Genomic DNA, 14,476 nt, shown 5'->3' with positions numbered 1-14,476 from the left:
GGGAGAAACCCGACATCAAGGATGTCGGATATAGTCGACGAGCGCGTTCGTATACGCACCCGGCCGCCGATCCAGCAGGCTCGCGACGATCGCCATCGCGAACCCCGCCGGCACGCCGAACACGCCGGAGCTGATCGGCTCGATGCCGAACCAGCTCGGCCCCGCGAAGCCCGTGATCTGCGTAAAGAACGGGTACGTCGACACGATGTAGTAGATGCACACGCCGAGCCCCGTCACCATCCCTGCGACCGCGCCGCGCGTCGTCGTGCGCTTCCAGAACACGCCAAGCACGAGCACCGGGAAGAAGCTCGAAGCCGCGAGCGAGAACGCCGCCCCGACGAGAAACAGGATCTTCCCGGTATTCAGCGACGCGACGTACGACGCGAACAACGCGACGCCGAGCAGCAGCACCTTCGAGATCGTCACGCGCCGCTGGCTCGACGCGCCGGGTGCAACCATGTGGTAATAGACGTCGTGCGACAGCGCGTTCGCGATCGTCAGCAGCAAGCCGTCCGCCGTCGACAGCGCCGCGGCGAGCGCGCCCGCCGCGATCAGCCCCGACACGACGTACGGCAGCCCCGCAATCTCCGGCGCCGCGAGCACGACGATGTCGGGCTGCATCTGGATCTCGGACCAATGAACAATGCCGTCACGGAGCTGGTCGACGACGCTGATGAGCCCCGGCTCGAATCTGTGCCACTGCGTGATCCACGCGGGCAGATCGGCGAACGGCCGCCCCACCAGGTTCGTCAGGATCTCGTACTTGATGAGCACCGCGAGCACCGGCACCGTCAAGTAGAACAGCGCGATGAAAAACAGCGTCCAGCCGACCGAGCGGCGTGCGGACGCAACCGACGTCGTCGTGTTGTAGCGCGTCAGAATGTGCGGCAGGCTCGCCGTGCCGAGCGACAGGCACAGCAGCAGCGCGAGGAAGTTCCGTTCGCGCGGCCGGCGTTCGTCGTCGCTCGCGGCCGGAAACGGCTCGTGCATCGGCACCGGATCGGCCGCGCGCGCGAGCAGATCGTCGCGCATCTGCTCCCACACGACCCGCGCCGCCGCGGGATCGCGCGGAAACTCGGCGAGCTCCCGCTCGCGCTGGTTGATCTCCCGCAGCGGCCCGTTGTGCCGGCGCAGCGCGGCGACTTCGTTCGCGAGCCTCGCATGCGCGTCTTCGTACGAGGCCGGCAGCCGATCGAGCTGCGACTGGATCTCCGCCGCCTGTCGGCGATACGCGTCGCGCACCTGCCGTTCCTGCGGCGCGTCGCGCACCTGCGCCTCGAGCGTTTCGACGCGCGACATCAGGCGGCCGTAGTTGAACTGCGGCACGGGCCCGAGGCCGTTCTTCATCGCAATCAGCGAAACCGGCAGCAGGATCGCGATGATCAGGATGATGTACTGCGCGACCTGGGTCCACGTAACCGCGCGCATCCCGCCGAGAAACGAGCAGACGAGGATCCCCGCGAGCCCGCAGAAAATGCCGATCGAGAAGTCGACGCCGATGAAGCGCGTCGCGATGAGGCCGATGCCCTGTATCTGCGCGACGAGGTAGACGAACGAGCACAGGATCGCGGCGACCGCCGCGAGCGCCCTCACGAGCGTGCTCGAGAAGCGCGTGCCGAGAAAGTCGGGAATCGTATAGCGCGCGAGCTTGCGCACGTACGGCGCGAGCAGGAACGCGACGAGGCAGAAGCCGCCGGTCCAGCCCATCAGGTACGCGAGCGCGTCGTAGCCCGTCGCGTAGAGCGACCCTGCGAGGCCGATGAACGATGCGGCCGAGAGCCAGTCGGCGGCGGTCGCCATCCCGTTGAACGCGGACGGCACGCGCCGCCCGGCAACGTAGTATTCGACGAGATCCGACGTACGCGACAGCAATCCGATCACCGCATAGACCGCGATCGGCACGAACAGGAACACGTAGCCGATCCACACGCCAGGTCCGGTCGCGCGCTCGATCCACCAGAGCAGCAGCACGAATGCGGCGAAGCCGATCGTATACAGCGCGTACGCCCGAACCAGTCGATTCGTCAGCATGCGTCGGCGTCCGACGGAACGGCGTCGTTACGTTGCGCTTCGTCCGCGTAAGCTTCGTAGTCGCGCCGCAGGATCCGGTCCGCGCGCTGCATCAGCACGATGTAGACGGCGATCAGCGCAAGGTAGACGAGGATCGCGCCTTGCGCGCCGACGTAGAACGGCAGGCTGAAGCCGGCGAAGCGCAGATGCGCGAGCGCCGGTGCGAAGAGCGGCGCGACGAACGATACCGCGAAACCGATCGTCATCAGCATCGCGATCAGCGCGACGTTGAAACGCCAGTAGCGCGCATGCGCGCGCGCAAGCGTCGCCGGCACGGGCGGCGGTTCGGCGGCATGCGACGACGTCGAGGAAGATGGAGCGGCCATGCGCTTGTGTAGCAAAAAGCCCCGGCGCGGGCAATCGGGATTGCCGCGCAGGGGCTCGAACGACGCGCGTTCGATCACGCGCCGTGCGTCGGACGCGCTCAGCGCACTTCGGCGAGCTGCTCGAGGATCGCGGGGTTCTCGAGCGTCGACGTATCCTGCGTGATCGCCTCGCCCTTCGCGAGCGAGCGCAGCAGGCGCCGCATGATCTTGCCCGAGCGCGTCTTCGGCAGGTTGTCGCCGAAGCGGATGTCCTTCGGCTTCGCGATCGGCCCGATTTCCTTGCCGACCCAGTCGCGCAGCACCTTCGCGAGCGCCGCCGCCTCTTCGCCTTCCGGACGCGAGCGCTTCAGCACGACGAAGGCGACAACCGCCTCGCCCGTCGTGTCGTCCGGCCGGCCGACGACCGCCGCTTCCGCGACGAGCTCGTGCGACACGAGCGCCGACTCGATCTCCATCGTGCCGAGCCGGTGTCCGGACACGTTCAGCACGTCGTCGATGCGGCCCATGATCGTGAAGTAGCCGGTTTCCTTGTCGCGCACGGTGCCGTCGCCCGCTAGATAGAGGCTGCCGCCGAGCTCTTCGGGGTAGTAGCTCTTCTTGAAGCGTTCCGGGTCGCCCCAGATCGTGCGCGCCATCGCCGGCCACGGACGCTTGACGACGAGAATGCCGCCCTGCCCGTTCGGCACGTCCTGGCCGGTCTCGTCGACGACCGCGGCCATGATGCCCGGCAGCGGCAGCGTGCACGAGCCCGGCACGGTCGACGTCGCGCCCGGCAGCGGCGTGATCATGTGGCCGCCCGTCTCGGTCTGCCACCAGGTATCGACGATCGGACAGCGCTCGCCGCCGACATTCTTGTGATACCAGATCCACGCTTCCGGATTGATCGGCTCGCCGACCGTGCCGATGATGCGCAGGCTCGACAGGTCGTAGCTCTTCGGATGCACGTGCTCGTCGGCCTCGGCCGCCTTGATCAGCGAACGGATCGCGGTCGGCGCGGTGTAGAACACGGAGACCCGGTGGTCACCGATCATCTTCCAGAAGCGGCCCGCGTTCGGATAGGTCGGCACGCCTTCGAACACGACCTGCGTCGCGCCGACGGCGAGCGGCCCGTACGTGATGTACGAATGGCCCGTGACCCAGCCGATGTCGGCCGTGCACCAGAACACGTCGGTCGGCTTCCAGTCGAACGTCCACTTCATCGTCTGCGCGGCCCACAGCAGATAGCCGCCCGTGCTGTGCTGGACGCCCTTCGGCTTGCCCGTCGAGCCGGACGTGTAGAGGATGAAGAGCGGATGCTCGGCGCTTACCCACTCGGGCTCGCATGTGTGGGATTCGTTTGCGACGGCCTCATGCATCCAGACGTCGCGGCCTGCGTGCCAGTCGACCTTGCCGCCCGTGCGGCGATAGACGAACACGCTCTTCACCGCGTCGCAGCCGCCCATCGCGAGCGCCTCGTCGGCGATGCTCTTGAGCGGCAGCGTCTTGCCGCCGCGCATCTGCTCGTCGGCAGTGACGAGCGCGGTCGCGCCGACGTCGACGATGCGCTCGTGCAGCGACTTCGACGAGAAGCCGCCGAACACGACCGAGTGCGTCGCACCGATCCGCGCGCACGCCTGCATCGCGACGATCCCTTCGACCGACATCGGGATGTAGATGACGACGCGATCGCCCCGGCCGATGCCGTGCTTCTTCAGCGCGTTCGCGAAGCGGGAGACGCGCGCGAGCAGATCGGCGTAGGTGACGCGCGTGACAGTGCCGTCGTCGGCCTCGAAGATCACCGCGACGCGCTCGCCGAGGCCGGCGGCGACGTGTCGGTCGAGGCAGTTGTACGACGCGTTCAGCTCGCCGTCCTCGAACCACTTGTAGAACGGCGCATTCGACTCGTCGAGCACCTTGCCGAACGGCTTGCGCCATTCGAGCGTCTCGCGCGCGAGCCGCGCCCAGAATCCTTCGTAATCGCGCTCGGCCTCTTCGACAAGCGTCCGATAAGCCGCCATGCCGGAAATCGCGGCCGCCTTTTCCACGGCGGCGGGCGGCGCAAACTGGCGGCGTTCGTGCAGAACCGATTCAATCGCAGACATCGACTACCCCTTGGTGAACTTGGAACCCACTACATGTCGGCGCGATCGGGCGCGCCGTGTCTAATTGGCGCGCGACGCGCCTGTCTCCCACCCTGCGCGCCGCATGCGGCTCATGCGACGCGCGATGCTGCATCGCACCACGCGAACGGCCGCGGCAAAGCGATGCAGGTCTTTTCACGATAAGCGCCGGAACTTACCCGTCACTTACGCGACGAGCGTCTCTGCGTTGCTTTACGCTAGCTTTCACGCGCCCCTACAATGCTAACTAACTCGTCGCCTGGATTCCAGCTTGAATCGCTACGCTCTCTTTCTCATCGTGTCGATGTTGCTCGTCGGCAGCAACGTCGGCATCGGCAAATCGATCGTCGTCTTCGTTCCTGTCGCCATTCTCGCCACGCTGCGCTTCGTCATCGCGAACGCTGTGCTCTGGCCGCTCTTCAGCCCGGTCAAGATGCGCGCCGTCAAGCGCGGCGAATGGCTGAACCTGTTTCTGCAGGCGTTCTTCGGCACGTTCATGTTCACACTGCTGATGCTGAACGGCGTGCAGCGCACGAGCGCCGTCGCGGCAGGCGTCATCACGAGCACGATCCCGGCCGTCGTCGCGCTGTTCGCGTGGATCTTCCTGCGCGAGAAACCGAACGGGCGTGCGCTCGTGTCGATTGCGCTCGCGATCGTCGGCGTCGTGACGATCAATCTCGCGAACGGCACGGCGAGCGAAGGCGGCGGCGGGCACGCAAGCTCGCTCGCCGGCAACCTGCTGATGCTCGGCGCGGTCTGCTGCGAGTCGATCTACGTGATTCTGTCGCGGCGCCTCACGCAAACGCTCGCACCGATCGACATCTGCGCATACACCCATCTGTTCGGCCTGCTGCTGATGCTGCCGCTCGGCGCGAGCGCGCTCTGGCGTTTCGATTACGCGAGCGTGCCGGCGAGCATCTGGGCGCTCGTCGTTTGGTACGGCCTGTCCGCGAGCATCTTCTCGTTCTGGCTGTGGATGAAGGGCATCCGCCATGTGCCGGGCAGCCTCGCGGGCGTGTTCAGCGCGGTGCTGCCGATCTCGGCCGCGCTCTACGGGATCCTGTTCCTCGGCGAGCGGCCGACGCTCGCGCACGGCTTCGCGCTCGCGTGCGTCGTGACGGGGATCGTGCTCGCGAGCCTGCGCGTGCGGCGCGCGCCGCCCGTCTCGCCCTAAGCAATCGACGCGCCGGCGCGTCACCCCGCCCCTTTGCGACACGCGCGCCGCCGCGCCGCGATGCTGCGCCGCTGCAAGCGGCCCCACCGACGCGTTACAATGACGCGCTTTTTTTCAAAAACCGCTCCATTTCCCCGCGTCCCCGCTTCGCCCGACCATGTCCGCCGCCCCGACCGATCCGCGCGCCGCCCGCCCGGCCCGCCGCAAGATGCGCCCGCTGCCCGCCGTCATCTTCATGAGCCGCTGGCTGCAAGTCCCCCTTTATCTGGGTCTGATCGTTGCTCAGGCGATCTACGTGTTTCTGTTCCTGAAGGAAGTCTGGCACCTGCTGTCGCACGCGACCGGCCTCGACGAGACGAACATCATGCTCGCCGTGCTCGGCCTGATCGACGTGGTGATGATCTCGAACCTGCTCATCATGGTGATCGTCGGCGGATATGAAACCTTCGTATCGCGCCTGGGCGTCGAAGGCCACCCCGACGAACCGGAATGGCTCGACCACGTGAACGCGGGCGTGCTGAAGGTGAAGCTGTCGATGGCGCTCATCAGCATCTCGTCGATCCATCTGCTGAAGACCTTCATCAATCCGGACCAGCACACGGTGCACGCGATCATGTGGCAGGTGCTGATCCACGTCGCGTTCCTCGTGTCGGCGCTCGTGATGGCGTGGGTCGACCGCCTGACGACGCACACGCACCCCGAGCATCATCACGAAGCGCCGACGCCTCCGTCGGCGCCGCGCGAGCCGGCGCAACAGTCGGCCTGAGTCGATTCCCATACCCACAGTCCTCACAGAGTCTCAGCCATGACCGTCATCAAACAGGAAGACCTGATCCAGAGCATCGCGGATTCGCTGCAGTACATCAGCTACTACCACCCGCTCGACTATATCCAGGCGCTCGGCCGTGCATACGAGCTCGAAGAGAGCCCGGCCGCGAAGGACGCGATCGCGCAAATCCTGACGAACAGCCGCATGTGCGCGGAAGGCCGCCGCCCGATCTGTCAGGACACGGGGATCGTCACGATCTTCGTGAAGGTCGGCATGGACGTGCGCTGGGACGGCGCGACGATGGGCGTCACCGACATGATCAACGAAGGCGTGCGCCGCGGCTACACGCATCCGGACAACGTGCTGCGCGCGTCGATCGTCAATCCGCCCGATGGCGCGCGCAAGAACACGAAGGACAACACGCCGGCCGTGATCCACTACGAGATCGTGCCGGGCGACAAGGTCGACGTGCAGGTCGCGGCGAAGGGCGGCGGCTCGGAGAACAAGTCGAAGTTCGTGATGCTGAACCCGTCGGATTCGATCGTCGACTGGGTGCTGAAGACGGTCCCGACGATGGGCGCGGGCTGGTGCCCGCCGGGGATGCTCGGCATCGGCATCGGCGGCACCGCCGAGAAGGCGATGCTGATGGCGAAGGAATCGCTGATGGAGTCGATCGACATCCAGGAGATCATCGCGCGCGGCCCGAAAGACTGGGTCGAGGAGTTGCGCGTCGAGTTGCATGAGAAGGTCAACGCGCTCGGCATCGGCGCGCAGGGCCTCGGCGGCCTCGCCACCGTGCTCGACGTGAAGATCATGGCCGCGCCGACGCACGCGGCGAGCAAGCCCGTCGCGATGATCCCGAACTGCGCGGCGACGCGCCACGCGCACTTCGTGCTCGACGGCTCGGGCCCGGCCAAGCTTGAAGCGCCGTCGCTCGACGCCTGGCCGAAGGTCCACTGGGAACCGAACACCGAAGCCAGCAAGCGCGTCGACCTGAACACGCTGACGCCTGAAGAAGTCGCGAGCTGGAAGCCGGGCCAGACGCTGCTGCTGTCGGGCAAGATGCTGACGGGCCGCGACGCCGCGCACAAGCGCATCGCCGACATGCTCGCGAAGGGCGAAAAGCTGCCCGTCGACTTCACGAACCGCGTGATCTACTACGTCGGCCCGGTCGATCCGGTGCGCGACGAAGTGGTTGGCCCGGCAGGCCCGACGACGGCGACGCGGATGGACAAGTTCACCGAAATGATGCTTGCGCAGACGGGTCTCATCTCGATGGTCGGCAAGGCGGAACGCGGCCCGGTCGCAATCGACGCGATCAAGAAGCACAACGCCGCGTACCTGATGGCCGTCGGCGGCGCCGCATACCTCGTGTCGAAGGCGATCCGCCACGCGAAGGTGCTCGCGTTCGAGGATCTCGGCATGGAAGCGATCTATGAGTTCGACGTAGAGGACATGCCGGTGACCGTCGCGGTTGATTCGCAAGGCACGTCGGTCCATCAGACAGGGCCGAAGGAGTGGCAGGCGAAGATCGGCAAGATTTCCGTTGCGAACGTGTAAATACGAATGATTTTCAGGCCGGATTTCAATCCGGCCTTTTTGATGCCGCGGATCCAATCCACCATTCGGAGATCGAACGGATTCGCCCTTGGCTTTTCAGGAACAAGCGTTTATCGTTCAGAAATTCAAGCCCCACACGTCATAAGGAACGAACATGCAAGGCGATAAGAAAGTCATCGAATATCTGAATGCCCAGTTGAAGAACGAACTGACTGCGATCAATCAGTATTTCCTGCATGCGCGGATGTACAAGCACTGGGGCCTCGAGAAACTCGGCAAGCACGAATACGACGAGTCGATCGGCGAAATGAAGCACGCGGACTGGCTGATCGAACGCGTCTTCATGCTCGACGGTCTGCCGAACCTGCAGGATCTGCACAAGCTGCTGATCGGCGAGGAAACCGAAGAAATCCTGAAGTGCGACCTGAAGCTCGAACAGGTGTCGCAGGCGACGTGCAAGGAAGCGATCGCGTATTGCGAATCGGTGCGTGATTACGTGTCGCGCGAAATCTTCGAGAAGATCCTCGACGATACGGAAGAGCATATCGACTGGCTCGAAACGCAAATCGACCTGATCGGCAAGGTCGGCATCCAGAACTATCAGCAGTCGATGATGGGCTCATCGGAGTAATTCCAGTCATTCCGCTCTCGCTCGATCTTCATTCGATTCACGTTCGATCGCCCGCATGACGACGCCGCGCGCTTCCGACTCCCGCATATCGCCCGCCCGTGCGCCGATCGGTATCTTCGATTCGGGGCTCGGCGGCCTGTCGGTGCTGCGCGCGGTGCGCGAACGGCTGCCCGACGAGGCGCTCGTCTACGTCGCCGACTCCCGCCATGCACCGTACGGCCCGCGCGACGATGCGTTCATCGTCGAGCGCACGCTCGCGATCGGCGAATGGCTCGCCGCGCAGGGCGCGAAGGCGCTAGTCGTTGCATGCAACACGGCCACCGCGCAATCGATCGCGGTCGTGCGCGAGCGTCTGTCGATTCCGCTCGTCGGCGTCGAGCCCGGCATCAAGCCGGCGGCGCTGCATTCGAAGACGCGCGTCGCGGGCGTGCTCGCGACGCAGGCGACGCTGCGCAGCGCGCGCTTCGAAGCGCTGATCGCGCGCTGCGCGAACGACTGCCGCTTCATCTGCCAGGCGGGGCACGGCCTCGTCGAGGCGGTCGAGCGCGGCGACACCGGCTCGCCCGAACTGCGCGCGCTGCTCGCGGGCTACCTGGAACCGATGATCGCGGCCGGCGCCGACACGCTCGTACTCGGCTGCACGCATTACCCGTTCCTCGACGCCGCGATCCGCGACATAACGTCCAACCGCCTGCATCTGATCGACACGGGCGATGCGATTGCCCGCCAGCTTTCGCGGATCCTGGACGAGCGCGGACTGCACGCGCCCGCCGCCGCACCGCCGGCGCCGCCGCCGCGCCTGTGCTCGACGAGCGACGGCCTGCACCTGCAGACGCTCGCGGCAACGCTGCTCGGGCTCGACGTCCCGGTCGAATCCGTCACCATTTCTTCGCCCCGCACGGCCGCCTCCTCCGCCCATCCGGCGTAGCCGCGCACCCGCGCCGTCGCCCGGAAACCCTTCCAAACACCTGGTTTTGTTACAAAAAACCCAGGACCACGCTTGCCAAGCCCAACAAATATAATGATAATAATTCGCATTAACGTTAGCTATCGCGCTCCATCATGATCGTCTGCGTGTGCAAGTCCGTTTCCGATCGGAAGATTCGCGCATCCCTCGCGGAAGGCGTGGACACTTTCGACGAACTCCAGTTCGAACTCGGGGTCGCCACTTGCTGCGGCAAGTGCGAGGAAACCGTGCGCAACCTCATGGCGGAACAGGGCGTTTGTGCGAGCCGCTGCGGTGTCGAGCACCCCGCGGCCGTGCCGGTTCCCGTCACGTTCTACGAACGCAAGGCGGCCTGACCGGCGTGCCAGGATCGCACGCGGCGCCGCGCGCCGCGCTCTCGTTGTACCAGCCCGTCAGCAAGCCTGCCCGCGCGAGCCAACGGCCTACCTGTAAAGGAGCCCGTAATGGAATTGCTGATCGGATTCGTGACTACCGTGTGCATCTCCTTGCTGATTTTCCGCAAGTGATGCAACACTTCGCGGCGAACGACACACGCGCCGCCGCGCTACGAAGCTAACATGCAGGTTTCGAATTCCTTGCCGGCCGCCTCTGTGCCGGCCCTCTCCCGTATGAATCCCCGCGTCGCCACCGCCGCCGTGACGGTTCTCGCCGGACACGCGATCCTGCTGACCGGCGCGCTGCTGATGCGCAACGACGTGCCGCCTCGCCCGCTCGAATCGAAGACGATCACCGCCCAGCTATTGAGCGCCCCCGTCGCCCAGCCTGTCGGCGTCCAATCGGCGCCGACGCCCGAGCCGCCGAAGCCCGTCCCGAAGATCAAGCCGAAGCCGACGCCCGCGCCCCGGCCAGTCGCGAAGCCGACCCCAACGCCGCTGCCGGTATCGCACGAACCCTCGCCGAACGCGATCACCGCGCCGGAACCCACACCGCCCGCCCCTGCGGCGCCCGCCGAGACGAACGCGAAGGCAGCGCCGCCCGCGGGCGCGCCGACGAGCCGCCCGACGATGGAAATCGTTGCACCAAAAGAAGGCGCGCACCTGACCTGCCAGATCGCGAAGGCCGCCTACCCGGCGCTGTCGAAGCGCCGCGGCGAAACGGGCGTCGTGAAGGTCCGCTTCGTCGTCGGCCTGACGGGCAGGATCGAGAGCGCGCAAGTCGTCCAGAGCAGCGGCTTCCCGCGCCTCGACGACGCGGCGCTCGACGCGATCCGCTCGTCGCCGTGCCAGCCGTATCTGCAGAACGGACAGCCGATGCGCGCCGCCTATACGCAGCCTTACGACTTCACTCTGACCGACTAATTTCAGCAACACCCGAAAGAAACAACAAGGAAAGGAAATGCAAAGCTACGGAATCGCGCACGTGTGGGCGCAAGGTGACTTCGTTACGCGCGCCATCGCGATCGCGCTCCTCGTGATGTCGATCCTGTCGTGGATGGTGATCGTCATCAAAGGCTGGAACGTGATTCGCCTGAAACGTCTGTCGAAAGACGCCGAACGATCGTTCTGGCATTCGGACGATTTCGAAGATGGCGTGAAGAAGCTCGGCCACGCATCGTCGTCGACGCAGGACAACCCGTTCCTCGCGCTCGCGCTGTCCGGCCAGGAAGCCGCGGACCATCATCATCAGACGCAGCCGCACCTGCACGACCGGATGGACGTGTCCGACTGGGTCACGCGCTGCCTGAAGGACACGATGGACGAAGGCATCGCGCGGATGCAGGGCGGCCTCGCGATCCTCGCGTCGATCGGCAGCACCGCGCCGTTCGTCGGCCTGTTCGGCACCGTGTGGGGCATCTATCACGCGCTGCTCGTGATCGGCGCGACGGGCCAGACGTCGATCGACCAGGTCGCGGGCCCCGTCGGCGAATCGCTGATCATGACCGCGTTCGGCCTGTTCGTCGCGATTCCCGCCGTACTCGGCTACAACGCGCTCACGCGCGCGAACAAGAGCATCGTGAGCCGCCTGCGCCGCTTCGCGCATGGCCTGCATGCCTACTTCGTGACGGGCGCGCGCCTCGCATCGTCGTCTCAGCGCGACGGGCTGCGCCTCGCCGCGCGCGCGAACTGAACGGAGGTTCGCGATGTCCATGAACACCAGTTTCGGCGACGATGACGACGATGGCCTGATGAACGAGATCAACATGACGCCGCTCGTCGACGTCATGCTTGTACTCCTGATCATTTTTCTCGTCACGATTCCTGCGATGCACCATGCGGTGAAGATCGATCTGCCGCGCGCGAGCAGCCAGCCGGTCGAAGTGAAGCCGCAGACGATCGACGTTGCGATTGAAGGCGACGGCACGGTCCTGTGGGACGACCATCCGGTCAACGCGACCGATCTGCAAACACGCATCGCGCAAGCCGCGCAGACGACGCCGCAGCCGGAACTGCATCTGCGCGCGGACCGCAAAGTCGCGTACGAGCGCGTTGCGGAAGTGATGTCGGCCGCGCAAGCAGGCGGCCTCACGAAGCTCGGCTTCGTCACCGAGCCGAAGTCGAACGCGAAGTAAATGCGCCGCGCGCCGCATGCGACAGGCGCACGCGGCACCACAAAGTAAAAGGCCTTCATCGCCAGATGAAGGCCTTTTTTCATGCGCACACGGGCGCCTTCGGGCGGCGGGCGCGACGGCCGAACTGCTGCACGTCGAGCAACGCGATGCGTCATGCCGTGGTCTGCACGGACTTGCGCAGTCTGCCCTATTTGGCTCGCAACATATGCGGCCACCTTGTTCCGCTTGGCACCTTCCCTCACGAAATTGGGATTCCAATATAGGCCGAGCCGCGCATGCATTCAAGCGACCGGCGATTGAAACTACCGATTGCGTGACGCGCGTCAAATGACAAAACCGATGCACATGCAATCGTTGCGATTTCGTCAGATCGAAATCGTCGTCTCCGCGCCCTTCGCGCCGCGCTCCGGACAGCTCTGCTCCTTGTAGTTTTCGTTGTCGAGCTTCTCGACGAGGTAATCGACAAACGCGCGCACCGCAGGCGGCATGCCCTGCCGCGACACGAACACCGCGTAGAGCTGCGGCACGGGCAGCGTCCAACCCGGCATCACGGGCGACAGCTGCCCTGCGCGCAAGGCGTTGCCGTACATCGATTCGGGCAGTGCGGCGATTCCGACCCCGTCGAGCACCGCTTCGCGGATCGTCATCAGATCGGCCGTTACGAGGCGCGGCTCATGCTCGTGCGCGTGGCGCGCGCCGTCCGGCGCAATCAGATTGAATACGTGGCGGCCGTCGCCCGACGGCGTATCGAGCGTGTCGAATCTCGACAGATCGGCTGGCACGAGGGGCGGCGCGTTCTGCTGCAGCAGGCCCGGCGCGCCAACGAGCATCTGCTCGGTGCGCCAGAGCGGCCGCACGACGATGTTCGCGTTCTGCGGCGGCTCGGACCGCACACGCAGCGCGACGTCGATTGAGTCTTCAAAGAGATCGATTACGCGATTCGTCACGCGAATCTGTACGCGCACTTCCGGATAGCGATGCAGGAATTCCGGCAGCAGACGCGACAGCATCGTCTGCGACAGCGTGACGGGCACGCTCATACGCACCGTGCCGCGCGGCGCCGAACGCAGTTGCTGTACCGCATTCATCGCGGCCTGCGCCTCGGACAACATTGCTTGGCAATGCTGATAGAAAAGCTGCCCAGCCTCGGTCAACGCGAGCTTGCGGGTCGAGCGCTGCAACAGGCGCACGCCGAGCGCCGCTTCGAGTTCGGTCAGCCGCCGCGACAGGCGCGACTTCGAGATCCCGAGCACGCGTTCCGCGGCCGAGAAGCCGCCATGCTCGACCACCTGAGAGAAGTACATCAAGTCGTTCAGGTTATGTGCATCGATAGTCATTTCATCGTTCCAATTTCACAACGATCCATTGCGAATCGAGCGGATTTAGCCGGCAATTCGCTCAATATAATAGCCTTACGTTGCAAAAATAACGTCACATCGGCCATTCCTAGAGCCCTCCCATGCCTATCGCCCGCTCGATCCAGCGCACCTATCCATCGCTTCGCACCACGGAAGGCGGCGGTTTCGTGGTTCACCGCCCGTTCCCGACCCGCCTGCTGACGGACTTCGATCCGTTTCTGCTGCTCGACGAGATGGGCCCCGTCGAATACACGCCGGGCGACGCGAAGGGTGCGCCCGATCATCCGCATCGCGGCTTCGAAACGGTCACGTACGTGCTCGACGGCTGGTTCCGCCATCGCGATTCGGCGGGCCACGCGGGCGCGCTCGGTCCGGGCGACGTCCAGTGGATGACGGCAGGCGCGGGCGTCGTCCACAGCGAGATGCCCGACCCCGAATTCGCGCGCCGGGGTGGCCGCGCGCATGCATTCCAGCTCTGGGTGAACCTGCCACGCCGCGACAAGATGATCGCGCCGCGCTACCAGGATATCCCGGCCGCACGCATCCCGACCGCGACGTCGCCCGACGGCCGCGTGAAGGTCCGCGTGATCGCCGGCGAGGCGTTCGGCGCGTGCGCAACGATCGAAACGCGCACCCCAATGCTCTATCAGCACTTCACGCTCTCCCCGGGCGCGAGTGTCGAGCAGCCGGTGCCGGCCGGATTTCGCGTGTTCGCGTATTCGATCGAAGGCAGCGGGTTCTATGGCGCGGACAAAACGGCGGTCGACGCGCGCCATATGGTCGTGTATGCGGAAGACGGCGGCTCCGTCGGGTTCGCCGCGGACGATACACCGCTCGACCTGCTGCTGATCGGCGGCGCGCCGCTCAACGAGCCGATCGTGCGCTACGGTCCGTTCGTGATGAACACCGAGGGCGAGATCCGCGAAGCAGTCGCCGATTATCAGACGGGCCGCATGGGCCGCATTCCCGCGTAAGCGTGAGCGGCGCGCATCGGCGGAACGGCGGCGGGCAAG

The 14,476-nt window shown here is 65.5% G+C and carries 14 protein-coding genes; 10 read left to right on the top strand and 4 right to left on the bottom strand.

What is annotated here, in order from left to right:
* Positions 1 to 15: 15 nt before the first annotated feature.
* From WS70_RS21070 to acs, 3 genes are all read right to left on the bottom strand, one after another.
* Entirely contained in the window at positions 16 to 2,031 is a 2,016-nt protein-coding gene (locus tag WS70_RS21070; protein ID WP_059597320.1) for a VC_2705 family sodium/solute symporter, read from the bottom strand.
* On the bottom strand, positions 2,025 to 2,345 hold the full coding sequence (locus WS70_RS21065) for a DUF4212 domain-containing protein (protein WP_197419186.1): 321 nt from the start codon (positions 2,343 to 2,345) through the stop codon (positions 2,025 to 2,027). Before WS70_RS21065 ends, WS70_RS21070 begins: the two co-directional genes overlap by 7 nt.
* Before the next feature lie 149 nt (positions 2,346 to 2,494).
* Positions 2,495 to 4,477, bottom strand: a complete 1,983-nt coding sequence (acs, locus tag WS70_RS21060; RefSeq protein ID WP_059468826.1) for an acetate--CoA ligase — start codon at positions 4,475 to 4,477, stop codon at positions 2,495 to 2,497.
* Between the two features lie 289 nt (positions 4,478 to 4,766).
* Here acs and WS70_RS21045 point away from each other — a divergent pair, with 289 nt between their 5' ends.
* The 9 genes from WS70_RS21045 to WS70_RS21005 all read left to right on the top strand — a co-directional run bounded on the left by WS70_RS21045 (position 4,767) and on the right by WS70_RS21005 (position 12,105).
* On the top strand, positions 4,767 to 5,669 hold the full coding sequence (locus tag WS70_RS21045; RefSeq protein WP_059468825.1) for a DMT family transporter: 903 nt from the start codon (positions 4,767 to 4,769) through the stop codon (positions 5,667 to 5,669).
* 157 nt (positions 5,670 to 5,826) lie between these two features.
* Entirely contained in the window at positions 5,827 to 6,435 is a 609-nt protein-coding gene (locus WS70_RS21040; protein WP_059468824.1) for a TIGR00645 family protein, read from the top strand.
* Between the two features lie 39 nt (positions 6,436 to 6,474).
* Positions 6,475 to 7,998: a fumarate hydratase gene (locus tag WS70_RS21035; RefSeq protein WP_059597319.1), complete on the top strand. Its 1,524-nt coding sequence runs from the start codon at positions 6,475 to 6,477 to the stop codon at positions 7,996 to 7,998.
* Between the two features lie 154 nt (positions 7,999 to 8,152).
* Positions 8,153 to 8,629, top strand: coding sequence for a bacterioferritin (bfr, locus tag WS70_RS21030; protein ID WP_059468822.1), 477 nt, complete (start codon positions 8,153 to 8,155; stop codon positions 8,627 to 8,629).
* Between the two features lie 55 nt (positions 8,630 to 8,684).
* Entirely contained in the window at positions 8,685 to 9,557 is an 873-nt protein-coding gene (gene murI, locus WS70_RS21025) for a glutamate racemase (RefSeq protein ID WP_059468821.1), read from the top strand.
* Positions 9,558 to 9,691: 134 nt separating this feature from the next.
* On the top strand, positions 9,692 to 9,931 hold the full coding sequence (locus WS70_RS21020; RefSeq protein ID WP_059468820.1) for a (2Fe-2S)-binding protein: 240 nt from the start codon (positions 9,692 to 9,694) through the stop codon (positions 9,929 to 9,931).
* A 222-nt stretch (positions 9,932 to 10,153) separates the two neighbouring features.
* Complete coding sequence (locus tag WS70_RS21015; RefSeq protein ID WP_059468819.1) at positions 10,154 to 10,894, top strand: energy transducer TonB; 741 nt, start codon at positions 10,154 to 10,156, stop codon at positions 10,892 to 10,894.
* Between the two features lie 37 nt (positions 10,895 to 10,931).
* A complete protein-coding gene (locus WS70_RS21010; protein ID WP_059468818.1) occupies positions 10,932 to 11,663 on the top strand; it encodes a MotA/TolQ/ExbB proton channel family protein in 732 nt (243 codons plus the stop codon).
* Between the two features lie 13 nt (positions 11,664 to 11,676).
* Positions 11,677 to 12,105 carry an ExbD/TolR family protein gene (locus WS70_RS21005; RefSeq protein WP_059468817.1) on the top strand — a complete coding sequence of 143 codons (429 nt, stop codon included), beginning with the start codon at positions 11,677 to 11,679 and terminating at the stop codon, positions 12,103 to 12,105.
* A 365-nt stretch (positions 12,106 to 12,470) separates the two neighbouring features.
* Here WS70_RS21005 and WS70_RS20995 read toward each other — a convergent pair whose 3' ends face one another.
* A complete protein-coding gene (locus WS70_RS20995) occupies positions 12,471 to 13,442 on the bottom strand; it encodes a LysR family transcriptional regulator (protein WP_059468816.1) in 972 nt (323 codons plus the stop codon).
* A 122-nt stretch (positions 13,443 to 13,564) separates the two neighbouring features.
* Between WS70_RS20995 and WS70_RS20990 the strand changes: the two genes are divergently transcribed.
* Positions 13,565 to 14,437 (top strand): pirin family protein, encoded by an 873-nt coding sequence (locus tag WS70_RS20990; protein WP_059468815.1) that lies wholly within the window; start codon positions 13,565 to 13,567, stop codon positions 14,435 to 14,437.
* Positions 14,438 to 14,476: the final 39 nt, after the last annotated feature.

It is taken from the genome of Burkholderia mayonis (assembly GCF_001523745.2).
GTDB lineage: Bacteria > Pseudomonadota > Gammaproteobacteria > Burkholderiales > Burkholderiaceae > Burkholderia > Burkholderia mayonis.
The sequence above is the reverse complement of the archived record's forward strand: the minus strand, read 5'-3'. Positions and strand labels throughout refer to the sequence as shown.